The 25,852-nt window shown below is 58.2% G+C and carries 17 protein-coding genes; 8 read left to right on the top strand and 9 right to left on the bottom strand.

Going from position 1 to position 25,852, the window contains the following annotated elements; all coding sequences use genetic code 11:
* The 4 genes from RSSM_RS16790 to uvrA (RSSM_RS35585) form a co-directional block, all read left to right on the top strand.
* Positions 1 to 288: UvrB/UvrC motif-containing protein (locus RSSM_RS16790; RefSeq protein WP_044302817.1), on the top strand; the 288-nt coding region annotated here is incomplete at its 5' end.
* Positions 285 to 1,376, top strand: a complete 1,092-nt coding sequence (locus RSSM_RS16785) for a protein arginine kinase (RefSeq protein ID WP_008681265.1) — start codon at positions 285 to 287, stop codon at positions 1,374 to 1,376. The genes RSSM_RS16790 and RSSM_RS16785, both read left to right, overlap by 4 nt.
* A gap of 220 nt (positions 1,377 to 1,596) precedes the next feature.
* Positions 1,597 to 5,268, top strand: a complete 3,672-nt coding sequence (uvrA, locus tag RSSM_RS35590) for an excinuclease ABC subunit UvrA (protein ID WP_008681263.1) — start codon at positions 1,597 to 1,599, stop codon at positions 5,266 to 5,268.
* Positions 5,247 to 8,396, top strand: a complete 3,150-nt coding sequence (uvrA, locus tag RSSM_RS35585; RefSeq protein ID WP_008681261.1) for an excinuclease ABC subunit UvrA — start codon at positions 5,247 to 5,249, stop codon at positions 8,394 to 8,396. Before uvrA (RSSM_RS35590) ends, uvrA (RSSM_RS35585) begins: the two co-directional genes overlap by 22 nt.
* 732 nt (positions 8,397 to 9,128) lie before the next feature.
* On the opposite strand, the gene RSSM_RS16775 is transcribed toward uvrA (RSSM_RS35585), so the two are convergent.
* Both RSSM_RS16775 and RSSM_RS16770 read right to left on the bottom strand, forming a co-directional pair.
* Positions 9,129 to 10,436, bottom strand: a complete 1,308-nt coding sequence (locus RSSM_RS16775) for a DUF1501 domain-containing protein (RefSeq protein ID WP_008681259.1) — start codon at positions 10,434 to 10,436, stop codon at positions 9,129 to 9,131.
* A 21-nt stretch (positions 10,437 to 10,457) separates the two neighbouring features.
* Positions 10,458 to 12,467 (bottom strand): DUF1549 domain-containing protein, encoded by a 2,010-nt coding sequence (locus RSSM_RS16770; protein WP_008681257.1) that lies wholly within the window; start codon positions 12,465 to 12,467, stop codon positions 10,458 to 10,460.
* Positions 12,468 to 12,659: 192 nt separating this feature from the next.
* Between RSSM_RS16770 and RSSM_RS16765 the strand changes: the two genes are divergently transcribed.
* Positions 12,660 to 13,415, top strand: coding sequence for a class I SAM-dependent methyltransferase (locus tag RSSM_RS16765; protein WP_008681255.1), 756 nt, complete (start codon positions 12,660 to 12,662; stop codon positions 13,413 to 13,415).
* Between the two features lie 536 nt (positions 13,416 to 13,951).
* On the opposite strand, the gene RSSM_RS16760 is transcribed toward RSSM_RS16765, so the two are convergent.
* The gene (locus RSSM_RS16760) at positions 13,952 to 14,548 is read right to left on the bottom strand and encodes a gamma carbonic anhydrase family protein (protein WP_008681253.1); all 597 of its coding nucleotides are present in this window, start codon (positions 14,546 to 14,548) and stop codon (positions 13,952 to 13,954) included.
* Between the two features lie 14 nt (positions 14,549 to 14,562).
* On the opposite strand from RSSM_RS16760, the gene yidD reads away from it, so the two are divergent.
* Complete coding sequence (gene yidD / locus RSSM_RS16755; RefSeq protein ID WP_008681252.1) at positions 14,563 to 14,841, top strand: membrane protein insertion efficiency factor YidD; 279 nt, start codon at positions 14,563 to 14,565, stop codon at positions 14,839 to 14,841.
* Between the two features lie 66 nt (positions 14,842 to 14,907).
* Here the strand turns inward: yidD and RSSM_RS16750 are convergent, their stop codons facing one another.
* The 4 genes from RSSM_RS16750 to RSSM_RS16735 all read right to left on the bottom strand — a co-directional run bounded on the left by RSSM_RS16750 (position 14,908) and on the right by RSSM_RS16735 (position 17,732).
* Entirely contained in the window at positions 14,908 to 15,141 is a 234-nt protein-coding gene (locus RSSM_RS16750; RefSeq protein ID WP_008681250.1) for a hypothetical protein, read from the bottom strand.
* Positions 15,138 to 15,686, bottom strand: a complete 549-nt coding sequence (locus RSSM_RS16745; RefSeq protein ID WP_044302812.1) for a hypothetical protein — start codon at positions 15,684 to 15,686, stop codon at positions 15,138 to 15,140. The genes RSSM_RS16750 and RSSM_RS16745 overlap by 4 nt, the downstream gene beginning before the upstream one ends.
* A gap of 332 nt (positions 15,687 to 16,018) precedes the next feature.
* Positions 16,019 to 16,420: an ExbD/TolR family protein gene (locus RSSM_RS16740; RefSeq protein WP_236621200.1), complete on the bottom strand. Its 402-nt coding sequence runs from the start codon at positions 16,418 to 16,420 to the stop codon at positions 16,019 to 16,021.
* A 382-nt stretch (positions 16,421 to 16,802) separates the two neighbouring features.
* Positions 16,803 to 17,732 carry a 30S ribosomal protein S27ae gene (locus RSSM_RS16735; RefSeq protein ID WP_008681240.1) on the bottom strand — a complete coding sequence of 310 codons (930 nt, stop codon included), beginning with the start codon at positions 17,730 to 17,732 and terminating at the stop codon, positions 16,803 to 16,805.
* Between the two features lie 847 nt (positions 17,733 to 18,579).
* On the opposite strand from RSSM_RS16735, the gene RSSM_RS16725 reads away from it, so the two are divergent.
* A complete protein-coding gene (locus tag RSSM_RS16725; RefSeq protein WP_236621199.1) occupies positions 18,580 to 20,163 on the top strand; it encodes an arylsulfatase in 1,584 nt (527 codons plus the stop codon).
* Between the two features lie 198 nt (positions 20,164 to 20,361).
* Positions 20,362 to 22,878 (top strand): glycosyl hydrolase family 95 catalytic domain-containing protein, encoded by a 2,517-nt coding sequence (locus RSSM_RS16720; RefSeq protein WP_008681231.1) that lies wholly within the window; start codon positions 20,362 to 20,364, stop codon positions 22,876 to 22,878.
* A gap of 224 nt (positions 22,879 to 23,102) precedes the next feature.
* Here RSSM_RS16720 and RSSM_RS16715 read toward each other — a convergent pair whose 3' ends face one another.
* Together RSSM_RS16715 and RSSM_RS16710 are read right to left on the bottom strand one after the other, a co-directional pair.
* Positions 23,103 to 24,572 carry a DcaP family trimeric outer membrane transporter gene (locus RSSM_RS16715; RefSeq protein WP_236621198.1) on the bottom strand — a complete coding sequence of 490 codons (1,470 nt, stop codon included), beginning with the start codon at positions 24,570 to 24,572 and terminating at the stop codon, positions 23,103 to 23,105.
* A gap of 274 nt (positions 24,573 to 24,846) precedes the next feature.
* Positions 24,847 to 25,852: glycoside hydrolase family 117 protein (locus RSSM_RS16710; RefSeq protein ID WP_044302810.1), on the bottom strand; the 1,006-nt coding region annotated here is incomplete at its 5' end.

Genomic DNA, 25,852 nt, shown 5'->3' with positions numbered 1-25,852 from the left:
ACCGGAAAACGCCCCTCCCGTGCGGCCGCCAATGTGGACGCGCAAGCCGAATTGATCGGGCTGCGGAAAGCCATGGAGGCTGCCGTACAGAGCGAGGATTACGAGACCGCGTCACAAATTCGCGACAAAATCAACGAGATCCAAGGAGATCCGAAACACCCCGGATACGTCCCGCCTGCCGACGAAAGCGGCGAAAAAGACGCGAGTGGCTCCGGCGATCCTTCGGCGAGCGACAATCCGGATAAACCCGCCAGTGATTCGCCGACGTCGGAAGGAGGCGGACAATGAGGCAAGCCTCTGACCTGTCGGTCTTAGTCAAGAACAGCGGCGAGTGGCTCAAGGGCACCGGCCCGGAGTCGGACATCGTTATCAGCAGCCGGATTCGGTTGGCACGCAACCTCGCTGGGTTTCCGTTCATCAAAAAATGCAGCGAAGACGACCGGCGAAAAATTGAACGCCAAGTCCGAACGCGGCTCGAAGCCTTGTCGGGGTGGGACGACATCCAATACGTCGACATCGATTCACTCTCGGAAGTCGACCGGCAGTTCCTCGTCGAACGTCAACTGATCAGCCGAGAGATCGCGGAATCCGAAGGCAGTCGTGCCGTCGCGATCGATCCGTGCGAGCAGTATTCGGTGATGATCAACGAGGAAGATCACCTGCGGATCCAGGTCATGCACAGTGGGCTGGATTTGATCAGCGCGTGGGACCAGATCGATAAACTTGACGACGCGATCGAAGGCGAATTGCTGTACGCGTTCCACCCTCGGTTCGGTTACCTGACGGCCTGCCCGACAAACGTCGGCACGGGGCTCCGCGTCAGCGTGATGTTGCACTTGCCCGGATTGGTGATCACCCAACAGATCGAAAAAGTCTTCCGCAGCATGCAGCGGATCAACGTGACCGTGCGGGGTCTCTACGGCGAAGGCTCGCAGTACACCGGTGATTTTTATCAGGTCAGCAACCAAGTCACGCTCGGTCACACCGAACGGGAATTGCTGACGATGGTCGGCGAAGAAGTGGTTCCTCGGATCATCGATTACGAACGCAAAGCACGTGACTTCCTGATGGAAAAAGGCGAGCAGGATTTGCTCGACGACGTCAGCCGTGCGCTCGGTATCCTCAGCACGGCGAGAAAGATCAGCAGCGAAGAGACGATGCACTATCTGTCGAAGGTCCGCATGGGCGTGAACCTCGGCCTGATCGGCGACGTCGAGGTTGCCACCATCAATAAACTGTTCATCCACACTCAACCGGCACACTTGCAAAAACTGCAAGGCCGCATGCTGACGACGAGCGACCGGCACGTCGAACGTGCCAACTACTTGCAACGACACCTCCGCGACAGCGATTCGTTGCCGGAAGAACTGAACTGAACCGGTTGCGTGTTTCGACGCGGCAACCGGTGGCACTCACGTCGTGTCGCCCGATGCCTCGGTGATGATGTGGCACTATGACGCTGTGGTGTTGGCCGGTCGCTGCTAGGCTTGCCGACGATACGATCCCAGTTTTGACGACATGTTCCCTGTTTTCGACGGGACGCCCTTACTCGCTTAACAACCTGCTTTGACAGACCGAGCCCTAACGGATTGTGCTATGTCGACCGACGGTGATTCACACGATGGTGATTCGCCAGTTGGAGTCGACTCATCGCCCCGCGTGATCGACGCGAACTCGCGCGAAATCAGCGTCAGAGGTGCCCGCGAACACAACCTTCGCGACATTGACTTGTCCCTGCCTCGCGGGCAGCTGATTTGTTTTTCCGGCGTTTCGGGCAGCGGCAAGAGTTCGCTCGCGTTTGACACGCTGTACGCCGAAGGCCAGCGGCGGTACGTCGAGAGCCTGTCGAATTCGGCTCGGCAGTTCATGGGGCAAATGCCCAAACCCGACGTCGACTTGGTCACGGGACTGAGCCCGTCGATCTCGATCAGCCAAAAGTCGACTGGCAACAACCCACGCAGTACCGTGGGGACGATCACGGAAATTCATGATTTCCTGCGGGTGCTTTTTGCCCGCGTCGGAACGGGATACTGCCCGAACTGCCAAACGCCGATCCAAGCTCAAACGGCCGACGCGATTTTGAGCCGGATGCTGGGGATCGTCGAAGACGCGAGCTTCGATACCGAGGCCGATGACGCGTCCCTGTGGGTGCTCGCCCCGTTGGTGCGCGGGCAAAAGGGCGAGTTCCGCGACCTTTTCGAAGACCTCCGCAAACAAGGGTTCAACCGAGCCCGCGTCGACGGCGAGACGATCCGGTTGTCTCATCCGCCGGTGCTCGACCGGTCCGTCCGGCACGACGTCGAGGTGGTTGTGGATCGGATTGTGGTGCCGCGAGTGATGGACGCGTCGCTCGACCGAGCCCGCGCGAGCGAAGCCGTTGACCTCGCATTGAAACTCGGCGACTCGACCTTGATCGCCGCCGTGACCGAGACGGACTCGGACGAGATCGGGCCGGCGAAGAACGATCACCTGTTCTCGTCACGTTATTCCTGTCCCCAATGTGGGACGAGCTTTCGGGCGCCGACGCCGCAGTTGTTCAGTTTCAACAGCCCGCAAGGCATGTGCATGTCGTGCGACGGGATCGGACGGCTGTACACGTTCGTGCCGGAACTGCTGATTCCGGATGAATCGAAGTCGATCCGTGGGGGTGCGGTGACGTTGCTCGGCAAGTGGGGTGACATCGGACGATACCGCCGGCAGATCTACATGGGATTCGCCGATGCGATTGAGGCAGCGCTGGATCTCGAAGACGGCGCGATGCTGTCGGGCAGTTGGTCGGACCTGCCCGAGAAGGCTCGCCACATCTGGTTGTGGGGGGCGGACGAAACGATCGACCTTTCGCTCGTTACGGGCAAGAAGGCGAAGAAATACGTGCAAGAGTTCGAGGGCCTGGTCCCCGAATTGCTCGAGCGATACCGGACCGGACGCAACAAAATGCAGTTGCGGCAGTTCGAGAAACACATGCGGACGATCGATTGTCCGGACTGTCACGGCAAGCGACTCAATCCTCAAGCGTCGGCCGTTCGCATCACGAGCCGATCGTTCTCGCCGTCGACCGATCCGTTAACCAATGGGAGCACCGGAGCGGACCCAGACACCGCAGTCGCCTCAAAAAACGAAGCGGACCAGAGCAGCGATGTTGCGAAGACGTTGCCCGAGCTATGTGAACTGTCGATCGAGCAACTCGCCGAGTTCTTTCGCGAAATCGAATTGTCCGCCACCGACGCCCGCATCGCTTCGGGAGCTCTGAAGGAAATCCGTGGACGCATCGGATTCTTGCTCGGTGTCGGGCTCGACTATCTGACGCTCGGTCGGACCGCTCCGACGCTTTCCGGTGGTGAGTCACAACGGATTCGCTTGGCCGGGCAGATCGGTTCGGGGCTTGCCGGTGTGCTTTACATTCTCGACGAACCGTCGATCGGATTGCACGCCCGAGACAACGACCGATTGATTCAAACGTTGACGCGGCTTCGTGACGCGGGCAACACGTTGATCGTGGTTGAACATGACGAAGACACCATGCGGGCGTCCGACATGATTGTCGACTTCGGGCCCGGACCTGGTGTGAAGGGCGGACACGTCGTTGCGGCAGGCTCGATCGATGAAGTCTGCCAATCGCAGGACAGCGTCACGGGGGCGTTCTTGTCGGGGCGGCGTGCGATTTCGCCGGCGGAGAAGCTTCGCGAAATTGATCCTGAGAAAACGCTCACCATCCGTGGTGCGAAGTTCCACAACCTCAAAAACGTCGACGCGACCATCCCTCTCGGCGTCGTCGTCTGCGTGACCGGAGTGTCGGGCAGTGGCAAGAGTTCGTTGATCGGCGGGATACTCGAACCTGCCCTGCGTCGCGACCTCAACGGTGCCGAATCGGAACCAGGGGAACACGACGCGATCGAAGGCATCGAGCATCTCGATAAAACGATCGCGATCGATCAATCGCCGATCGGGCGGACCCCGCGAAGTAATCCGGCAACGTACGTCAAAGTGTTCGACGAGATTCGCAGCCTGTTCGCGAAACTGCCTGACGCGAAGACGCGTGGGTACTCGGTAGGCCGGTTTAGTTTTAACGTCGAAGGTGGACGGTGCAGCGCGTGCGACGGAAACGGCGCCAATAAACTCGAGATGGATTTTCTCGCGGATATTTGGGTGACCTGTCCGGTGTGCGGTGGCGAACGGTACAACCGCGAAACGTTGGCGGTGAAATTCAAAGGCAAGTCGATCGCCGACGTTTTGGACATGGATATTTCCGAAGCGTTGGAATTGTTCGCGAACATTCCAAAGATCGCCGAGAAGCTGCAAACGCTGGTCGATGTCGGTTTGGAATATCTGAAACTCGGCCAGCCTTCGCCGACACTCTCAGGCGGCGAAGCCCAACGGATCAAACTCGCCAAGGAACTGAGCCGCCGCGATACCGGCAACACGCTGTACGTGCTCGACGAACCGACGACCGGTTTGCACTTCGCCGATATCGAATTGTTACTGGGCGTGATCAACCGCTTGGCCGATCGTGGCAATTCGATCGTGATCGTCGAACACAACCTCGACGTCATTAAGACCGCCGATTGGGTCATCGACATGGGCGTCGAAGGCGGGATCGGCGGTGGCGAGGTCGTTGCCGAAGGACGACCACGCGACGTTGCGAAGGTTACCAATAGTTACACCGGAGAGGCTCTGGCGTCGGCTCTCGGTGTCAAACGTGCGAAGCCGAAACGTGTTGCCCGGGCGATCCGTGACGTGGTCGCTCCTCCGGTGAAAGCTCGCACGCACGTGGTCGTGGAAGGGGCGAGCGAACACAACCTGCGGCACGTCGATGTGTCGGTTCCTCGTGACGCGATGACGGTCTTCTGTGGCCCGAGCGGCAGCGGTAAGAGTTCGCTGGCGATGGACACGATCTACGCCGAAGGTCAACGTCGATACGTTGAGTCGCTCTCGAGCTACGCACGCCAATTCATCGGCCAAGTTCAGAAGCCGAAAGCGGAGCGGATCGAAGGTTTGTCGCCCGCCGTTGCCCTCGAACAGAAAAACCTCGGCCACTCGCCTCGCAGTACTGTGGGCACGGTGACGGAGGTCTACGACTACCTGCGAATCTTGTTCGCGAAACTTGGCACGATGCATTGCCCCGATTGCGAGATTCCAATCGGAACGCAGACGTCGGATCAGATCATCGAGAAGATTCTGCAGATGCCTGAGGGAACACGGGCCTTGGTGCTCGCTCCGATCGAGGTCGCTGCGGGGGAGGGGCCTCGATGGATACGTGGGCGACGTTGAAAGCCAGCGGTTATGCACGCGTTCGCATCGACGGCGAAACGGTGGATCTCGACGAAGCCAAACCGCTCGATTCCCGGCGTGTGCAAAGCGTTGCGGTGGTGGTCGACCGAATCAAAGTCAGCAAGGACGAAGCCTCCCGGATCAGTGACTCGGTCGAGCAGGCGTTGTCGCTCGGCGTTGGAGTGATTGAAATCGCGATCGCGGACTCGGAACGTGAGGAACCGGATTGGGAAACGGTCCGGCACAGCCAACACCTTGTTTGCGGATGCTGCGGTCGATCGTTTAATCAACTGACTCCGCATCACTTCTCGTTCAATTCGACGGTCGGATGGTGCCCGGGCTGCCAAGGCTTGGGAACGCAAACGGGGACGAACCCGGCCGCGTTGATGGGAACGCCACAGCAAACGTTGGCCGACGGCGGGGCGTTGCTATGGCCGAAGAACGACCAAGCGGTCAGTCAGTGGATGCTGCGTGCGTTGTCACGTTCGACGGGAATTCCGATCGATCAACCGATCGAACTTCTGACGTTGTCGCAGAAGCGGATGTTGTTCCACGGGCTCGGCCCACGTTGGGTCGAGGTCCGACGCAGCGACACGACGAACTCAGACGATGCCGCCGGTGGTTCCGCCAGCGGCCATCCGAGCGATATCCTTTTTCGGTACCAATTCAAAGGGTTCTACCCGGCCCTTGAAGAGGCGTCGCGGTTGACTCCGGGACTGCGTGCGAAGTTGGAAACGTTCGTTGCCGAGATCGACTGCAGTGTTTGCAATGGTTCGCGGCTCCGCGACGATGCGGCGGCGGTGAAGTTCCGCGATCACACGATCGGCGACCTCGTGCACATGCCGCTCGACCGACTCGCCGGTGAAGTCGACTCGTGGGATCTCGACAAACGTGAGCGAAAGATCGCGGGTGAATTGGTCCGCGAGATCGAATCGCGTGTTAGTTTCTTGCGTGACGTTGGTCTGGATTACCTGACGTTGCACCGGGGAGCCTCGACGTTGTCGGGGGGTGAAGCGCAGCGTATTCGGCTCGCGGCACAACTCGGCAGCGGTCTATGCGGCGTCCTGTACGTGCTCGACGAACCAACGATCGGGCTGCACCCACGTGACAATTTGCGTTTGCTCTCGGCGCTGCATCGACTTCGCGATCAAGGCAACACACTGCTCGTCGTCGAACACGATCATGACGTGATCGCGGGCAGCGATTACCTGTGCGACTTTGGACCTCGCGCCGGTCGTCATGGCGGAAACATCGTTGCCGAAGGGACTCCGCGGGCGATCGAGGCGCAGCCGACTTCCGTGACGGCGCCCTATCTGTCGGGCGAGAAGCAAATTGAGATGCCCACCGTTCGACGCCCGGTGTATTCCGACGCGGGTAGGCCGATGGTGGACTTCCTGACCGTTCGCGGTGCCCGGGAAAACAATCTCAACAATGTTGATATCGATATCCCGCTCGGCGTGATGACGGCCGTGACTGGACCGAGCGGCAGCGGCAAGAGTTCGCTGATCAACGGAATCGTTTATCCGGTTTTGGCTCGACGACTGCATCGGGCCCGCGTGCAAGCCGGACGTCACGACGAGATAGGTGGGCTGAGGTACATCAATAAAATTATTCGAGTCGATCAATCACCGTTGGGCAATTCACCGAGCAGCAACCCGGCGACCTACACCGGGGTGTTCGACCTGATCCGTGCGGAGTTCGCCGGATTGCCCGCCGCCCGCGAGCGACGGTTCACTCCCCGCACGTTCAGTTTCAACGTTTCCGGCGGCCGCTGCGAAACGTGCGAAGGCAGCGGACAACGCAAGATCGAAATGCATTTCTTGCCGGATGTTTGGATCCCCTGCGAAGAGTGCAACGCTCGGCGATACAACGACGATGTGCTCGAGGTCAAACTGCACGGACGCAGCATCGCGGACGTGCTCGAGATGCCATGTGGCGAAGCGGCTGAGTTGTTCGCTTATCAACCTCGCATCCACCGCGTGATTCAAACACTTTGTGACGTGGGGCTCGAGTATGTCACGCTCGGCCAATCCGCGCCGACGCTTTCGGGAGGCGAAGCCCAGCGGGTCAAACTTGCTGCGGAGCTGGCTCGGCCCGCCACCGGTCATACGCTGTACTTGCTCGATGAGCCGACAACCGGTCTGCATTTCGGCGACATTGAAAAACTGCTCCACGTGATGCAGCAACTCGTCGAGATCGGTAACACGGTCATCGTGATCGAACACAACCTCGACGTCATTAAATGTGCCGATTGGGTGATCGACATCGGACCGGGAGCCGGCGTTCACGGCGGCAACGTGGTCTTTGAAGGGACCCCCGAAGCGCTCGCCGATACCGCAACGTCACCGCCAACGGATCGTCCAGTATCGGTCACCGCACCGTTCATTGCTGACGCGATCCGCGGAACACGTATCGCCAAACCGCTGCCGCCGGGAACCCATCCCGAACCGGCTCCACCGCCGCGAAATATGGAATCGCCGACCGAGGAACCAAGCAGTTCGGTGTCCGTCAACGGGGATCGGCCGGTCGCATCCGAATCGGTCGTCAAGGAGCCGCCGGCACCCGATCCGCTAAAGTCAGGGCCGCTGAAGTCAGCACCGCTTGGATCGGGGCCGCTCGCATCAGGGCCGCTAGCAACGCAAACCGAACCGTCCACGCCGTTGATCACCCAGCCGTGGAAGGCGCTCGGTCGCCGTTGGCACACGCTCGCAAAGGGGTTTCCGGAAAACGGACTTCCGGCATGGCCGATCGAGTTGGTCGACACCGCGTTGGATTTGCTCGCCAAGGTCGCCGGCGAGCAGTCGTTCGACTATCCCGCACCGGACCGCGTCGGCGTCAAGCTGGAATCGGGCGACGAAAATGAATCGTTGCCTCTGTGGGCGGAACTTGAGACCAAACGCACCGACGGTGTCCATCTCAAACTCAACGGTCCCAAGAACGCGATCGACCTCGAGCAATTGTTGTCGATCGATTGGCTCGAAACGCAAAACAACAGCGGCACGGTTAACGTCAACAACGCCGAACACGTCACGCTCACCCTTCGCCTCACCGAACTCGAACACGTTCAAAGCAATAAGCTAAAAGCGTTCCTGCAAACGCACCTGGATCGGACTCGATTGATGTCGTGAACACGGTGTGGGGGAAGAGAGTGACAGCTTGATACGGCCAATGTTGTCTTCCTGTGAATCGTCGCAATTGAGAAGATCGTCATTCCGCTCGACACTCCGAACGGATTGAGTTCGCAAGAGATCAACGGCTTTGAAGTAACCCAGAATCTACGCGGCGTCCGGCAGCGAATCGAAGCGATCGTTGATGAGATGATTGAATAGGCTCCGAAGCCGATTGCGGCATATCGTTGTTACCCTGGCCCCCTTTTCTCCCGGCTTCGCCGTGGAGAAGGGCTGGCGATGAGGGGGCCGAGCATGGGAAGTGGCGCGGATTGCCCTCTCCCGCTGAGGGTGTCGGTTGATTAAGGGCAGCATTTGGTAGTGGACGAGGCAACGAGTCCCTTGCGTGGGGAAGGACTCGTCGCCTCGTCCACTAGGGTTCAGATCCTGGGCCAAGGACGCCTCGAAGAACGTCAGTAATAAAATCGATGTCCCGCGCGGGCGGGGTTCTCAAGGCGCTACTGGCACAGCACTTAATAACTGCACGACCTCAATCGGGGCGAGGGGCGCCAGTGTGGAGTGTGAGTTTGTCTGCGAATCCATCAGCCGGTCGACGTTAGCCGCGGTTCTCGGTTATGGTGAGCGGTAACGGGGGAAAACCCGCTTCGGCTGATTGGGGCATCAGGTTCGTTGGTTGGTTTGGCTTCGGGTGGGAGTGGAAAACATTGCTGACCCTGTTTCTGCGGCGGCCTCTCACCCCTGCAAACACTCCACCAACACTCTTCCCTCCGCCCGCGCCATTGGTCTGCCGATCGGGGTTTGGTATTCGTGGGTTGGGTCGAGGCCGAGGGCGGTTTGGAGTGTGGCGTGGATGTCGGCAATTTGAACGGGATCGGCGACGTGGTTTTCCGCGTCTTTGACTTCGTCTGATTTGGATGTTGCTCCGTGGACATAGCCGCGGCGGAGGCTGCCTCCGGCGAGCAGCATGCTGAACCCGTGCGGCCAGTGATCTCGTCCGGCGGCGGTGTTGATTCGTGGTGTCCGGCCGAACTCGCCTCCGCAGACGACCAATGTCGAATCCAACAGTCCTCGCTGCTCGAGACGTTTGAGTAGCGATGCAAGCGCCGGATCCAGACGACTCGCGGCAGAAGTTTGCAACGAGTGATTGTTCACGTGGCTGTCCCAACCGCCGAGTGTCACTTCGACGCATCGCACGCCGACTTCGATCAGTCTCGCCGCCGCCAAACATCCACGACCGAACGCGTCATCGCCGAATGCTTCCAATGTCTCGGCCGTTTCGTTCGTTACCTCAAAAGCCGACAACTGATCGCTCGACATCATTCGCCGAGCCGCCTCGGTGCTGGCCATGTGCAAAGTTCGGTTGGATTGCATGTCGATCAAACGACGACGCATGAATTGGGGTTCGAGTATCTCCGACAAATCCGCGAGCCGACGTTGATAACGTTCATCCTCCACACGAGGTGTCACGTCGGGGACCTTCGAACGCGGATCCCCGGTTTTGAACGCGTCCCATTTCGCACCGAGAAAACCACCTCGGGCGGGCGATCCGCCGGGCAAGATCGAGATGTGCCGCGGAATGTCGGATCCGGCGTCATCGGCATCGCACAGCACTGCGCCGATCGAAGGGTGGATCAATGTGGGGTCTGGTCGGTAGCCGGTCTTGATGTTGTAGACGGCGCGTTCATGGTCGCCCTCTTTCCCGACGACGCTCCGGATGAGTGTCGCCAGATGCATCTGTTCGGCTGTTTGGGGAAGGGTGTCGGCGATCTGCAAACCCTTCAGACTCGTCGCAATTGCTGATGTATCGCCCCCAGCGCGAACACCTGGATGTGGATCAAACGTTTCGAGTTGGCTCGGTCCGCCCTCGAGCCACAGCATGATCACGCTCATCGGAGGCTTCTTCGAATCGGCCGACTGTTCGGCGGCAATCGTCAATCGACGTGCGAGGCTGGACAAGAAGAAGCCGCCGCCCGCGCCGAGGATCCGGCGTCGACTCCAATGTTCGATCGGGTTGCATACCGAGGTTGACGAGAATTGCATGTTGATGGCTCTCAATCGGGTTTAGTGATTCCAGGCGAACTCGCTGCTGTTGAGCAGCACCCAAACGATGTCAACGATCGCGTTCTTGCGTCCGTTTCCTTCCTCGATGCGACCGACAAAATGTTCGCTCTCGCGCGGTGTCGGGTAGCGGTTCAACGTCGCCAGATAGAGCGACTCGACCACCTTTGCATGATCGGCGGCAAACATACCGACGTGGGAAGTCGTGTTTAGAATCGGGTTCCACTTCGACACGTCGCTGGTCAATTTGCCGTTGAGCATCACGAGACGCTGGGTGATTGTCGCGGTGTCTCGTGTGAACTCGTCTTCCCCCATGTCACCGTACCGTTTGAGAAAGTCTTGTTCTTCCTGGTACTGTTGAAAACGCAGCAAGAATGACGTTTCGCGGTCGAGTGTTTTGACGCGGCTCGATTGGATTGCGGCACCGGCGACCTGTTCGGCACGCAAACGCACGATCGGAAAAACTGCCATCGCACGTTCGTGACGTTCGGTCACCTCAAACGCCCCGTCGCCTTCGCCCGATTGGCTGTCGACGCGAAACGCTGGCATGTCCGACATCATGCGAATCAGGTTGCGGATGTCATAGCCCGAATCGATAAACGCCTTCGACAACGTCATCACGATCGGATTGGGATCCTCGTTGAGTGGCAAATCGTCAACCGCATTGCCGGGCGGACTGCCGAACATCAGCGTCCACGCGCGGACCACGAACGCTCGCGCGAATTGGACGTTTTCGGGATGAGTGATCCAACGTGCGAGGCGTCGACGTTGGTTCCACTGATCCGGCGGAGGTGGCCCATCCGTTGGGTGCCGTTCTTCCGTCGCGTTCCGTTCGTCTGTTTGGTTTGGTTCGGCGGGTGTTGTCTGTTCGCTCGCATTGAGGGACACCAATGTTTCCTCGGTGTCCTCGTCACGGGCCGGTGAGTCTGTTTCGGGGGTGGGGTTTAGGTCGGTGGACGTTTCGCTCGCGTCGAGCAGGTCACGCCGGTAGGGAACGTTCGGTTGTACTTCAACCTCTTCGTCAGCGTCGAGGTATTGATAGTGATAGTTAGGCGTCCGATTTTTCAGGCCTTGCAAGCCTTCGTTTTTGGCCGCGGTGAAGAACGCCGCCAACGCGTGGAAATCTTGCTGGGTTCCTTCGCGGAAATCATCGTCGCCGCCCATCCACAAGGGATCGCCCATGGAGACGTTTCCCAGGAAGTCATCGTGGCACTGCAAACAGTCGATCCGGATGCCGAGAAACGCCCGGCAAGTTCTCGCGGCCATGCGGATCGGATCGGGTTGGCCGTTTCCGCTGTCGAACGTGACGGTGTAAAAATTCACCTCGGGGCGGTCAGTCCAAAGTCCTTTGGCGGTGATCAGACGACGCACTAAATCGTCGTACCGAATTTGCGCCGCGAACTGATCCGACAACCAAGTCCGAAACCGGCGGCGGCGATAAACCAAGAACGGTCCCTCATCGGCGCCAACGTAGAACCGAGTGAATCGCTCCGCCCAGTAATCATGAAACCGCGGATCGGACAGCAACGATTCCCGGTGACGTTCGACGCGTTCCTGTTCCGGGTGGGATTCGAGTTTGCGGATTTCTTCGAGCGACAATCCGGTGCCCACCAACGCGAGCGACAATCTTCGGCAGACCGTCAACCAATCCGCGGGCGGGGCGGTCTCGAGTTGGTCTTCGGCGATTCGCGATTCCCACAACTCGTGAATCGTTTGCTGCACGGCCAATCTTTCCTCAGCGTGCGGGCCACGCGAAAATGACACACTTGCCGCGTTAGGAAAATCACTCGTGTCGTCTGCGCCGTTGCCGCTGCGTTGAGGTTTCGCGTCAGGGTTGCTGGCGTCAGGGGTGCTCGCGTCAGGGGTGCTCATGCCCGATGTGAGAAACGCAAACGTGCTCAGCACACAAAAACCGGCAAATCCGAATCGTGCCAGCTTGCCGATCTTCGATCGAAACGTTCGCGGCGGTTTGTCGCGATGCGGGGGGGCGGGTGAGACGAAAGGTTCGTTCATGAAATCATGCCATCGTTTGCATGAGAGGATTCGGCGCGGTGTTCATCAACGCAATGATCTTCGGATTCGTGATCGTTGTCTGTCATTCGTTCGCCGATCGTGTATCTTGCCAAGATTCCTACAAAGTCAGATGTTTTTCGTGGTCGAGCGTTTCGACGATCGCAATTTCATTCCATATTCGAGTCTATCGACGTGAGTTCCTCCCCCCACACCGAATCCCCACGCGACGACTTTTTCTACGACGCCTACAACCGCGATGATATCGCATACGGGCTCGACCCGTCGGCGTCCTTGGCTGCGTATCTTTCGCAGATCATGCCCGCTGAAAATACCGCGAAGGGGAATTTGCGTGCGATCGATTTGGGAGCCGGCGCCGGCCGCGACACGCTCGCTCTCGCTGGGGCCGGGTTTGATGTTGAGTCCGTTGATCTGAGTGAACGTGGGTTGTCGCGGATCGCGGAGAGGGCTCGGCAGCGTGGTATCGCAGAACGGGTCACGACTCGGCTCGCCGATGTTCGCAAGATTGAATTCCCGGCTGCACATTACGATGCGGTGATCGCGACCACGGTCCTCGACCACATCCCGGCCGCGGACGCCGAATCGGTCTGGCAGCGGATGTGTGACAGCCTGACGAGCAACGGTGTGCTCTACGTTCATGTTCATACGACCGAAGATCCCGGCAGTGGCGTGCCGCCGGGCAACACGAGTTCGGCACCGGTCAGTGAAACGGCGGGAGCGGTCGTGAACTATTTCCGTCCGAACCAATTGGCCGCGATGGCGATCGATCCCAAAGCAAACTTGCGGATCCTTCGCTACGAAGAACGTCTCGAATGGGATTATACCCACGGCCCCGAACACCAACACGGCAAAGCGATCTTGCTAGCAGTTCGCGCCGGATATCACCCAGCCTGGTACGGCCACCCAGCCGCGTTTCCGCGAGAGAGTTGAAAAGGGGGTGTTGAAAAATGTGTGTCCCCGTTTTGCGGTGAAGCCCCTTATCCCCAGCCCCTCTCCCCGAAGGAGTTCGTGCAGTTTGTTGAGGCGGCGTTTTAGCGGGTTTCAGCATTTGAGAACCTCTCCCGCAACGAAGTTTTGCGGGAGGTCGAGCGACGCCGTTCAGGCGTACGCGAGGGAGGGGCCGAGCATGGGAAGTGGCGCGGATTGCCCTCCCCCGGACATCTCACTGAACGCTCGCTTTTCGACCCCTGCCGCTGGGAGTGCCGCTTGATTAAGAGCAGCATTTGGTAGTGGACGAGGCGACGAGTCCCTTGCGTGGGGAAGGACTCGTCGGCTCGTTCACTACGGTTCAGGTCCTGGGCCAAGGACGCCTCGAAGAACGTCAGTAATGAATTCGACGTCCCGTGCGGGCGGGGTTTTGCGAGGCGTTACTGGCACAGCACTTAAAAACTGCACGACCTCGAAGCGGGGCGAGGGGAGCCAGGGTGGGTTGAGGGCGTGTGCGTGAACGGATCAGCCGATTGGCGTTAGCCGTTATTCCCTCCCGTTGCGTCGTACTTTGCTTTGTACTTTGCTCCCAACTCAACGTAATGTTGGCAGTTGTCGCGGCATCGTTTCGCGAGGGCTTCGGATACCGGTTTGATCGGTTTGGCTGGACTGCCGACGGCGAGCATTCCTGCGGGGATTTCGGTTCCTTCGGTGACCAGGGCGCCGGCGGCTACGATGGCTCCTTTGCCGATCCGGGCGCCGTTGAGTACGATCGCGCCGATTCCGATGAGTGCGTCGTCCTCCACGGTCGCGCCGTGGACGACCGCGGAATGGCCCAACGTCACATCGGCGCCAAGCACACACGGCATCCCCGGGTCGCCGTGCAGGACACACTGGTCCTGAACGTTGGTTCGCGGGCCGATCTCAATTCGCTCGGCGTCGCCACGCATCACTGCTCCGTACCAAATGCTGACATTGGCTGCGATCTTCACTTCACCGACGACGACAGCGCCGGGGGCGATGAACGCGGTATCGTCGACCAACGACACATCTGTCTCGATGCCAACCACGGTTTCGCGTTTGTCAGACTTGTCAGCAATTTCGGGCGTTTCGGCTTCAATTTCAGTTCGATTCATGGGACGATTGGACAATGGAAAGTGACGAAAGGCACGATGATAACAAACCGACCAAAGGATCGCCGATGCGGTGGATCCGCACAGGAATCGTTTTTGTCCTGGTCGGGTTTATTCGCGGCTATCAGCTTTTCATCAGTCCGTTGCTTGGGCCCAATTGCCGTTTCACGCCGACCTGCAGTGCGTACGCGATCGAAGCGATGCAGAAGTACGGCCCGATCCGGGGAACGTGGCGGGCCGTCAAGCGTATCCTTCGCTGTCACCCATGGAACCCCGGCGGGTACGACCCGCCGTGAATCGGTTGGCGGTGACTGCGTGAGGAATTCAGTGCGTGTTTGCACGCAGATCGTGCCGCGAGGTCGTTATTGCGGAAACATCACCGTGGCTTGCGGTGCGAGACCGATTTGCTCGACGTGCGCGGTGACCGTATCGCCTGATTTCTTGTCTTGGTAGACGATATGCAGGTGAGTGGACGTGGCAGGATGAGTCAAACTGCCGACCGCGTCTTTGGCATACACTCCGATGACGCTGCCGCTGACCTTTGCCAGCGTGCTTTCGTATGCCTTTTCGTCGGCGGGTAATTCTTGTTGCGTCATGCGGGCGTGAATCGGGCATGCCCGTGGATGACATGCATCCGCACGTCTGTGAAAACACCCGTGATCCGAAAGACAAATGGATTGTCCGTGTCGATTCCCGCTGACTTCGCGGTCTCGGCGATGAACGCGTCGAAGTCGGCAGGTTGGACGCGGTCGGAGACTTTCTGTTCGGACCAGTTCGCGACATAAGCTCCGACCAGCATCGTTGCTTGCTCGTCGCCTTTTACAGGCAATGATTTGATTTGGCCATTGTCGTCGACTCCTGTAATGACAATCTTGCCATTGTCGATGGTCACTTCACCGTGAAGTCCCGCGAGAGCCGCGACGGCGTAGAAATTTTTCTGCGCTGTCAATTCGCTGAGCGAAACACGCCCGTGATCTTGATGCATCCCGATCGCTTCGTGCATCTTGCCAAAGTGAACGATTGACGCGTCTTGTGGATAATCCGCAAACGCTGATGTGTTCGAAAACGTTGGTGTGCCAAAGAAGATGCCGAGTCCGAGCAATAGAGTCGACGCAGCAGACAGGAGGCGTGAAGTTGACATGGTGCATTTTCGCAAACGAGAAATGTGGCTGTCCGCTGACGACACGCGGCAAGCTGGACGAGAACTCGCGCCGGAGAATGCAAGATCCGTTCCCTTGGAACGCGCTCAAGAAGGATGCCGCCAATGTAGGCAGACTTCGGCGACAAGGATTTCCCGCGAATCCAGCTACATGGATCGAACAGCAACGCCGTTGGCTATCCCATTTCAAGGGTCGATCGTACAGAACGTGGCGTCCGTTGCACGCGCGGATTCGCACAGAGAGCGTGTCGTGAAGCACGCCGGTGACATGCAATCGTGATTGCAGTTAGGCATTCTCTATGCTTGTTCCGCTGCTACTGAGCCGACTCGTCCAGAACAACTTTGGTTTCACCGATCTCCGCGATCGATGCGGCGTCGAGACAGTCAACGAGGTACTGGAGTTTAGCTGACTCGTGCACGTTGGCGACGAGCTGAATCGATTGCGGATCGGGCTGCGCGGCTTCCTTTAGCGTCGCCAGCAGATTCTGTTTGCCGAGAGCCTCCCGTTGCCAGTCCGTGCTCAACACCAAGAAGCCTCCGTGACGATCGATCTGAACTTCGATTGTTTGCATCTCGGGTGGCACGTTTTCGATCGGTCGCGTGCTAGCGTTGTTCGATTCCTGACGCGGGAACGCGATTGATTTCTGCATGCTGAATGAAGCCGTCACCATGAAGAAGATCAACAGCAGGAAGGTGACATCGACCATGGGAGTCATGTCCAAATCGCCGGCACGACCCAGAACGCTTTTGCGTGTTTGGGTTCTGTTGGCTTCGGCACCCGTACCACGCGTCGAGCATTGGGGAACCGATCCGGTGCACGTCGCGGCAATCACGTTGGGCTGGTTTGATGACTGTTCCGCTACCATTTCGATTCCCGGAGTGCGAGGTTGTTGGATCAGGCGATGCGTTCATCATAGGCTTTCCGGAAAGGTGTCGCGTGATTTCCGCCGTGAGGATGCATCGCGGGAAAGACTGGTTGATGGCTCACGTCTCTGATTGCCGCCGTTTGGTCGCGATGCATGTTTCCGCAGAACCAACTCACCGGTTGTGTGAGGGGTGGCGAGAGGAACGTGTCCGAAGCGAACGGGAGCGGTGTTTTTACGCGAAATCCTGTTCGGCTTCGTTGCTAAACAACAGCACGCATGCCCAGATGCCGATGGGAAACACGAGGCATCCAAAACACGGTATCGTCGTGATTACCGCTGCGGTTTTCGCGGAGCCGAGATTGGATCGGCGGACCATTGCGATGCCGCCGGCAAGGACGGCGCCTTGCAATGCGACGGCCAAGAACTGTCCCGCCAAACGGCCGAACAACTGCGCCGTATCGACTTGTTGAAAATTGACCTGGCCGGAGGCAAGCAGAAAAATGACCAACCCGATTTGAAAGATCCCGACGCCGATCACCAGTGCGGCCCAGCACATCATGATGATCGCCGGGATGTTGTAGAGAACAGCCGAACGGCCGCTGCGGAGGCGGCCTGCTCTCGATGGATTGCCTCCCTGATACGTGCGCGGTGCCGAGGGTGACGGTGTCGAGTATGGGTTGACCGGATTGGGCGAACGCAACGTCCGTTGTGGTACCGAAGGTCCCAGGCCGCCGCCGAAACCGCCTCCTGATGGTGCACCAGGCGTGGGAAGATTCGCGAACGGGTCATCGCTCGGTTGGCTCGGCGGTGTGTATCCGGCCGGGGCCGCGGGCGGTGAACTTGCTGCGGGCACGCCACCACCAGGGACTTTGAGTTGCGTTTGACATTTGCTGCACCGGACGACTTTCCCGGCGAAAGAACTCGGCACCTTGAGCGGTGTTTGGCAACTCGGGCATCGCAACTGGAGCGAACTCGCTGCCGATCCGGCTGCGTTGGGCGTGGGGGCTTTCCGAGTTGGGACCTTGGCGGTTTGCGGGTTTGGCGTTCCTGCCGGGACCCTCAGGACCGTTTGGCAACTGCTGCATTTGACCTGTTTCCCGCGCGCGGAATCCGCGACCTGCAACGTCGACTGGCAACCCGGACATTTCAGCTTCAGCCCCATTCGGAATCCTTCTCACTCGCATGCGAGAAAACGACATGCGAGAAAACGATGGAATGACCTGTCCGAACACGGCGATAATCGACGATTGCGCTATCGGAAAGGTGTCGACTTAAAAAAGTCAAACGAGGCTATCGCGTTTCTCGCGTGAACGGAGTGTTGCCCCCCCCGGCGATTCTACACGGCGCGAACGACGAGTGCATCATGGATTCGCTTTCATTTTTCCGCGTTCGATGAGGCATGGTGGCTAGACGCGTCAAAGAAAGATGCGGCCAGACTTCGGAGTACTGAGTTTTGTTACCGCGAGTCGGACATGTCATCTTTCGATACGCCCTATTGTTCCGACGCAGGTTGGTTTGCGAAGAGGCGGTAGTGGATCTTATTAGAGATCCTGCTGCATGAGGATCTTTAACAAGATCCACTACGGGAGAATTGAGCTGACATCGGTGCCCAGTACGCGTGCCAACCTGAGGACCAATCGATGTAAGCTCCCATGACCGAAAGGGCGGCATGAAGAATCAGATACCGTTGTCCGATCACGACCACGAAGCCGATTGCTAACGCAATCGCGAGTGCGATGAAGGCCAGGTGCGCGATTGTGCGCAGAAAGTGAATTTGGAATACGACGTTCACAATCCAAGACTCAGTGACGGTCGAGAGAATAGTCCACCTGTCCGGCGTCGGCAGGAAGCCTCGCTGAGTTTTCGAATTACGCGCGTCCGACATCGACCGGGGAATTGTGCTCGAATAGGCTCACGAGTCTGTCGTTGAATCGAGCCGTGTCGGTGAGAAGTGACGGCTGCACTTTCGCATGTCGTTGAATGTTTTGTTCCCTCGAAAGAGTTTCAATATGATCCGCGTAAGAGTCCTATCGTTCGTTGCTGTGATCTTGCTGGGGGCGTTCGTGACATCGATCGCCGGCGCGGATCAGCCGGACGGTGCCGAACGGCCGAACGTTTTGATCATGATGGTCGACGATCTCGGGTTTTCCGATGTCGGGTGTTTTGGCGGCGAGATTGATACGCCGAACCTCGACTCACTCGCGTCGGGTGGACTTCGGTTTTCGCAGTTCTACAACACGGCGAAGTGCCATTCGTCTCGTGTGAGCCTGCTCACCGGGCAGTACTGCATCGCCGCTGGTGACACGGCGTTAACGCACGCGGTGACCTCCGCTGAAGTTCTCGCTGAATCGGGTTACTCGACCGCGATGACTGGCAAATGGCACCTCAAAGACCAGCCGACTGACTTTGGTTTTCAAAAGTACTTTGGCCATCTCAGTGGAGCGTGCAACTACTTTTCCGGCGACAACACGTTTCGGTTCAATGGCGAACCATGGAAAGTGCCTGACGAAGGCTTTTACACCACGGTGGCGAACGTCGACTACGGGCTGCGTTTTCTCGACGAAATGCGTGAATCGCAAGAGCCGTGGTATTTGTATGTCGCCTTCAACGCGCCCCACGCACCGCTGCATGCGTTGCCAGAGGACTACGCGAAGTACAAAGGACGGTATGATCAAGGTTGGGATCAGATTCGTGACGAACGGATCGCCAAGCAGAAGCGACTCGGTGTTCTGCCGGAATCACTCGAACCGTCTCCGCGCCCCGATCACGTTCCCGCGTGGAACGATCTGAAGTCGTGGCAACGCGAGTACGAAGCCAACCGGATGACAACCCTCGCGGCGATGATCGATCGCGTGGATCAAGAGATCGGACGCCTCGTGGAAAATCTGAAGGAAAGCGGAGAGCTAGAAAACACATTCATCCTGTTTGTCTCCGATAATGGTGCCTGTCCCTATGATCGTCGGCCTGTTTTGATGGATGTTCAGCCGACCAACGCGGAAACCATGTTCGGTGACTCCACCGGATGGGCGTGGGCACGAAACAGTCCGTTTCGATACTACAAACAAAACCAATTCGAAGGAGGCATCTCGACGCCCGCGATCGCTCATTGGCCTGCCGGAATTCGGCAACCCGCGGGAGCCATCGTCGATCAACCGGCGCACCTCGTTGATGTGTTGCCTACGCTGGCGGACATATCCAATTCTTCGATTCCCGACACGTTTGCCGGACGTCAACTACGCCCGGTATCTGGTGTGTCGTTGCGGCCGGTCTTCGACGGTGCGAAGTCTTTCGACCGACCGCCGATCCATTTCCTGTTCGAGTCCGACCGTGGGCTTCGCGATGGCGATTGGAAATTGGTCAGTTTTCAAAGCAAGACGTGGGAACTTTACAACCTCGCCGAAGACCGCTGCGAGAATCACAACCTCGCCGATGTCTATCCCGAACGCGTGCAGGCGATGGTGAGTCAATGGACTACGATCGCGAAAGAAGTCTTGCACGCAAAACGAATATCGTATGCCGATGTGAAGCAGTCGACGGAGCCTCATCGACACGGCGGTTGGACAAAGTACGAAACGCAGAAGCCTACCGGTTAGGCGCGAAGGTCGGCGACGACCCATTTCAAGGGCGACAACCTATTCAAAGACCGTGCGGCGAGTGAATGCGGTCTCGCCCTACTGGCTTCTGAGGTGCGTTCGAAGTAGAACGGTGGGCATGCTTTCGCTGTAGATCACACGTGGCTCCACTCGGTCGTGATGTATAGACAACGCACCCCGCCTACAACTCTCCCACCAATGCTAATTCTCACCGTTCGTGCGGCGAAGTCTATTCACTTTGCCGTCGCTAATATCCTCTTCTTGAGTGTTTCGTCGCCGTTTTCTGCAAACGCTGCAGATGAATCGTTGTCGCCGCATCCAAACAAGCGAGTCGTTTGCTCGCAGCCTGCCGAGCAGTGGCAGGATGGAATGGTGACAGGCAATGGTTTGTTGGGAACGCTGCATTACGGGGAACCGCGTGACGAGATCGCGGTTGTGAACAGCCACCTGTTCCTGACGCCGAACGGGGCGCCGTTTGAGATCCCGGACATGTCCGATCAGGTCGCTCCGATGCGTGATTTGATGCTCAGCGGCGAGATCGGGATGGGCTATCGCGGATACCATGACGAGTTGCTCCGTCGTCGAGGGCTCGAGGTCAAGCGGCAGAATTACTACGGGATGGTTAACTCCCAGAAGTTCCATAGCGGTTATCAAATTCGCACGCAGATGGACGGCGATGGAGACGTTCGCGGATACCAGCGATTGATGCGGTATCAAACCGGTGAGGTTGTGACCCGGTGGACGGACAACGCCGGTGAATGGACGCGGCGCAGTTTCGCGTCACGAGCGGAGAACGTCTTGGTGACGGAGGTCATCGCTCCCCAAGGAGCAGCAATGTCCGGGCGATTTTCACTCGAACGGGTTCCCAAGACTCCGTCGAACGTCAAGGTGAAGTTCTCCGCTGAGAGCGGCGACGGTTCGAAGATGTTGAAAGTCGCCGCGTTGTATCACCCCGTCGCAGGCCGGCAAGCGGGATACGAAGGTGTCACGCGAGTGATTCTGCCCGAGGGTGGGTCGGCGCACGTTGATGAGAACGATTTCGTGGTGGCGGATGCCCCTCGTGTGTTGCTGCTGACGACGCTCGATCGCTACCGCGAGGAATCCATGCGGTGGGAACCGGGTACGTTGGAACAAATGCTCGAGGAAGTGGAACCGGCTTACGATGCACTTCTCGCTCCTCATGTTGCGATCCAGCAAGAGATGTTTGATCGTGTCGATATTGATCTCGGGGGCGACCCGGCCGAACGAGACATGGATACGATCGAATTGTTGACGTTGGAGGAAAACAGTCTCGATCGGATCAGTGCGGCACTGGTGGAGAAACTGTTCTACACGAGCCGGTATCTGTTCATGGCGTCATCGGGTTCCCAGTACGCACCCCGGTTGTGCGGGATGTTCACCGGCGAGTGGGACTCGGCCTGGAGCGGTGATTATACGTGCGATGCGAACGTGAATCTCGCGGTCCTCGGTGGCGGTGTAGTGGATCTTCCCGAGTGCATGGAGGGCTATTTTCAGATTCTCGAACGCACAAAACCTCAATGGCGTCACGCGGCGGAACGTTTTTGGGGATGTCGCGGGATCGTCGGTCCTGTGCGGATTGATGGCGAAGTCGCGATTCCGATTCACTGTGGCCCCTACCACGCTCACTTCACCGCCACCGGCCTCGGACCGTGGTTGGTTTATCCGATGTTCGAGCACTATCTGATCACCGGCGACGAAGCTTTTCTGCGTTACCGCGTGTATCCGTTTTTGGAAGAGATGACAGTCTTCTACGAAGACTTTTTGACCCGGCGTGACGCGAACGGGAAGCTGGTCTTTGTGCCATCCAATTCACCGGAGAACGCGTGGAAGGGAATCCAGCCACGGACGTCAGCGGCGATCAATTCGACGATGGATATCGCGGCGGCCAAGCATTGTTTAAACATGTTGTTGCAGACCCGGGAGATCCTCGGCATTGAAGAAGACGGTGCGTCTCGCAAGTGGCAGGCGATGCTCGATGACATGCCTCCGTATTTGGTCAACGACGACGGGGCGTTGAAGGAGTGGGCGTGGCCGACGATCGGCGAAAACTATTCGCACCGGCACAGTAGCCACATGTATGCGGTATGGCCTTCGAACGACATCAACATGGATGATCCGCAAACACGCGATCTGGTTCCGGCGGTAAAACGTGCCCTCGAAAAGCGCGACCACAAAGTCCGCGAGGCTCACGACGCGTTGCAAAGGTCAATCGCGTGGATCCGGATGAAGGAAGGAGAATCGTTCTACAAGATCCTGAAATACTTACTCGAAAACGGCTACCTCTACGACTCGTTGACGACGAGCCATAACAACGGACATCACGTCTACAACTATGACATGATCCTTTGCATGCAGGGGCTCCTGACGGAAATGATCGTCACGACGCAGCCTGATACCCTTGAGGTTCTTCCCGCTATGCCGCGGGTGTTCCACCACGGCAGTTTGTCGGGGATCCGAGGTCGCAATCAAACGACGATCGAGTCATTGCGGTGGGATTTCGATCCGCAATCGGGTTCGGGATCGGTTGTTGTTGACGTTGTCAGTCAGGTCGATCAGTCTTTGGACGTGATTCATCGTGCGGGGATCGAGTCGATCACGGCCTCCTCGAAAGTCGAAGAATCGTCGCTCGGTGATCACGCTCGTCGGGTGCATTTCCCAGTGGGAGAAACCGTTCGGATTGAAATCCGGTTCTGAGTCGGTGGGGGAGTTCTTGGGGCGTCGGCTCGACGATTCTCGCCTTCGTAGCTGGGTTCGCTAGAATTTTGGTTTGCGCGGCGCGAGTTTATTTTGGCGGGACTGTTGGATCGAACCGTAGTGGATGACGCAAGGAATCCTCTTCCTGGTTGCGCATGAAGGACTCGTTGCCTCGTGCACTACCGTGGGGCCTGTTTTGGGGCGTTGACAGACTGCGGTGTTGTTTATGGCAGGTAGAAGCCGAATGACATTTGCATCCGGGTCGCGTCAGCTTTTTCGCCGTTTTGGTTTTCGCGCGTGCCGTATAGGTATTCGATACCAATGAAGACGCGGTCCACGGGATTGTGGATCAGGTTGACGGCGAGATAGGTGGTTTCTCGCAGGTTCACGCCAGCTTGGCCAGCGATCCTGTCCAACGTCAATTCGCTGAAGGTGAAGTTGGACGTCAGTTGGTCGTTCCAGGCGTGTTTGGCACCGATCATCCATCCAAACATGGGCAGGATTTCCGCGGTGGTTGCTCCCGTTGCGACAACGTCGGGCGATCCACGATAGCTGCCGATTCCTTCACCGACGGTGATCTGCGAATAGACTCTCGTCGCGTCCGTGCACCCCAGTGAACCGGTCAGGTTGCAACCCCATGCGGTATCCGTCACGACAGGATCGCCGGTCCGTTGGAAGCCCAATTCGCGAATCACGAACGCGGCTTGAAAGTCGCCAAGATCGCGTTCGAGTTTCAAGTGAGAGATCAGGTCCGGTGATTCCGTTCGTCCTTCGCCAGTAACCCCTGTTGGGATCTCGATATCGATTCGTGGATCTTCTAGCGCGATCGCCCACGAAAGCCCACTGTCGCCGATCGGCAAGTCGAGACGAACCAATCCTTGACGTCGGTTGACGTTGGATACCGCGCCTTCAAAGTCGAGCGTTTGAGGCACCGCGGACGGGTGAGTGAACGTGGTCCATGTCTGACCAGCGGTGAAATAGCCCATCGTTCCGTAAGCGTGACGCAGCCGGAAGGCTCCGTTGCCTCCGTCGTCGCCGCCGAAGAAATCGGCCTCGACGAACGCACGAACGACTTGATCTTGCACCATCCAACGGGTGTCAAAACTCAGCCGAGACGACTTCGCGTGAAATCGTGAATTCCGATGGTCGGCGACTCCGACGGGGATCTCTCCGGTATCGAATGAGTCAACGGAGTCGATCGGATCGAAATCGGAAATGAAATCTGCTTTGACAAAACCGCCGATCTTTAGGGCGACGTCATCACCAAAGACGAGGATCCCGGTATCGAAGTCGGGAAACGCGCTGAAGTTGTTTTGTTGTTGGGTGCCGATCGATTGATCGAAGTCGTCTGACGCAAACGATGGATTCGGCGTGTTTGTCGAGAAGCCGTCGGCAGGGAAAGACGTGTATGGCTGGTCCGCCGGCACGACAACGGGATCGTCCAACGTTGTGAGATTGGAATCGAGTTCACTGAGCTGCGACGCGAAAAATGTCTCTTCTGCCGAAGTGCTCGCCGGGAGCGTTTGCAACAGATTGGCGAACGAATCGTCGGTGTGGATTTGGGGCGTGGGGACGTCTTGGCCGTTCGCCGATGTCCCCGCATGAGCCAGCATCGCTACCGCCCATGCCGCGATCATCAGCCCGCGAGAGAGCGAGCGTTGATGTCGGTTGCGATGGGTTACGGTAAAAAGCATGGGCCCCTGTCCGGTCGAACAACCGCCTGCGTCATTCAGGTTTGGTTTGCGAGCGGGCCGCAATCGATCTCGTTCACGATCCGTTTCTGCCACACGGGCAGTATCCGCGAGGTGGCTGACAATCATCAATGCGCGCAACGCGTCGATCACGCCACGTCTGTTCTCGTCATGCCGGTCGTGTGAACTTGAACGATTCTGCCGATTGTGAGGGGAGGGCCCCGGTCCTCACACGCGGCATCGCTGCGGTCGCGTTTCGCGGATGCCGTATCGGCGGTTATCTGCCTTCGGGGTGATCGCCGGGGCGGAGGCCTTGTTGGAAGTAGACTTCCGGTTTGTGCCAGATACCCGTCGATTTGAAAGAAGGCTTTTCCACATCGAGGCTGAGATCGCAATCAAATCGTGCGATGATCGAATATCCCTTGCCGGGACGACCGGCGTTGATGAAGTGGCTCAGCCCCCACGTGACTCCGCGTCCGTCTTTCGTGTCGGTGAAGGCATCGGGCGTGTAGGGTGCCGCCGCGAACGGTGTTAACGAAAGGCAGGAGGCGATTTCAAAGTTCACGCCGTCTTTGGAAACCTGCATCGTGTCACGTTCGTTGCCATCTTTGATAGCGAGCGCGGCGACGCCTTTTTTGAACGGGAAGTATGTTGTCTCGTGTCCTGAATTCAGCACCGGGTTGAGCGGGTGTTTGGTGTACGGTCCGAGCGGATCGTCGGCGATCGCCAATCCGTGCGCGACGGCGTACTTGTTCCGCAGTTCCGGCCATTTGTTGTAGGCGGCTTTGTAGTAGAGGTAAATCTTTCCGTTCCGCACGATCGGTTGCGGATCGTGGGTCGCGTCTTGGTCCCACTCGCCTTTCTTGCCGAATGGGATCACCGAATCGCCTCCGTGTGTCCATGGGCCATCGGGTGAGTCCGAGTACGACACCGAAACGGGACACCAATCACCTTTCAGACCGCTAGGTTCGACGAACGCTTGGTAGAACAGGTAGTACTTCCCTTTCCAAACGAGGATGTCGGGAGTACAGACCGAACGCCAACCGGGGTTCGGTTTCGCAGGACGTTGGATGGCCGCACCCTGTTCCTCCCACGTGAATCCGTCTTTGCTGGTCGCGTGCCAGATTTCGGCGAGGTCCCAATCCGTTGACGGAATCTCATCGGTGGCTTCGGCGGCTCGGTTCCAGCCGATCGGTGGAACGATGGTGTGACGTTTGGTGTAGTAAACGTGGTAGACGCCATCGACCAAGATCGGTCGCGAAGGGTCACGTCGCGAGATCGTT

Origin of the sequence: Aporhodopirellula sallentina SM41 (assembly GCF_000346505.1) — a bacterium.
In the GTDB taxonomy this organism is placed as follows: Bacteria; Planctomycetota; Planctomycetia; order Pirellulales; family Pirellulaceae; genus Rhodopirellula; species Rhodopirellula sallentina.
The sequence above is the reverse complement of the archived record's forward strand: the minus strand, read 5'-3'. Positions and strand labels throughout refer to the sequence as shown.

Excerpts from the sequence above, each read along its gene's own strand:
- uvrA (WP_008681261.1), top strand. The coding sequence starts at position 5,247 with ATGGATACGTGGGCGACGTTGAAAGCCAGCGGTTATGCACGCGTTCGC.
- RSSM_RS16760 (WP_008681253.1), bottom strand. The coding sequence starts at position 14,548 with ATGAATCGAACTGAAATTGAAGCCGAAACGCCCGAAATTGCTGACAAG.
- RSSM_RS16745 (WP_044302812.1), bottom strand. The coding sequence starts at position 15,686 with ATGTCAACTTCACGCCTCCTGTCTGCTGCGTCGACTCTATTGCTCGGA.
- RSSM_RS16735 (WP_008681240.1), bottom strand. The coding sequence starts at position 17,732 with ATGGGGCTGAAGCTGAAATGTCCGGGTTGCCAGTCGACGTTGCAGGTC.
- RSSM_RS16740 (WP_236621200.1), bottom strand. The coding sequence starts at position 16,420 with ATGACTCCCATGGTCGATGTCACCTTCCTGCTGTTGATCTTCTTCATG.
- RSSM_RS16715 (WP_236621198.1), bottom strand. The coding sequence starts at position 24,572 with ATGCTTTTTACCGTAACCCATCGCAACCGACATCAACGCTCGCTCTCT.
- RSSM_RS16775 (WP_008681259.1), bottom strand. The coding sequence starts at position 10,436 with ATGCAATTCTCGTCAACCTCGGTATGCAACCCGATCGAACATTGGAGT.
- RSSM_RS16725 (WP_236621199.1), top strand. The coding sequence starts at position 18,580 with ATGATCCGCGTAAGAGTCCTATCGTTCGTTGCTGTGATCTTGCTGGGG.
- uvrA (WP_008681263.1), top strand. The coding sequence starts at position 1,597 with ATGTCGACCGACGGTGATTCACACGATGGTGATTCGCCAGTTGGAGTC.
- yidD (WP_008681252.1), top strand. The coding sequence starts at position 14,563 with ATGGAAAGTGACGAAAGGCACGATGATAACAAACCGACCAAAGGATCG.
- RSSM_RS16770 (WP_008681257.1), bottom strand. The coding sequence starts at position 12,467 with ATGAACGAACCTTTCGTCTCACCCGCCCCCCCGCATCGCGACAAACCG.
- RSSM_RS16750 (WP_008681250.1), bottom strand. The coding sequence starts at position 15,141 with ATGACGCAACAAGAATTACCCGCCGACGAAAAGGCATACGAAAGCACG.
- RSSM_RS16785 (WP_008681265.1), top strand. The coding sequence starts at position 285 with ATGAGGCAAGCCTCTGACCTGTCGGTCTTAGTCAAGAACAGCGGCGAG.
- RSSM_RS16720 (WP_008681231.1), top strand. The coding sequence starts at position 20,362 with ATGCTAATTCTCACCGTTCGTGCGGCGAAGTCTATTCACTTTGCCGTC.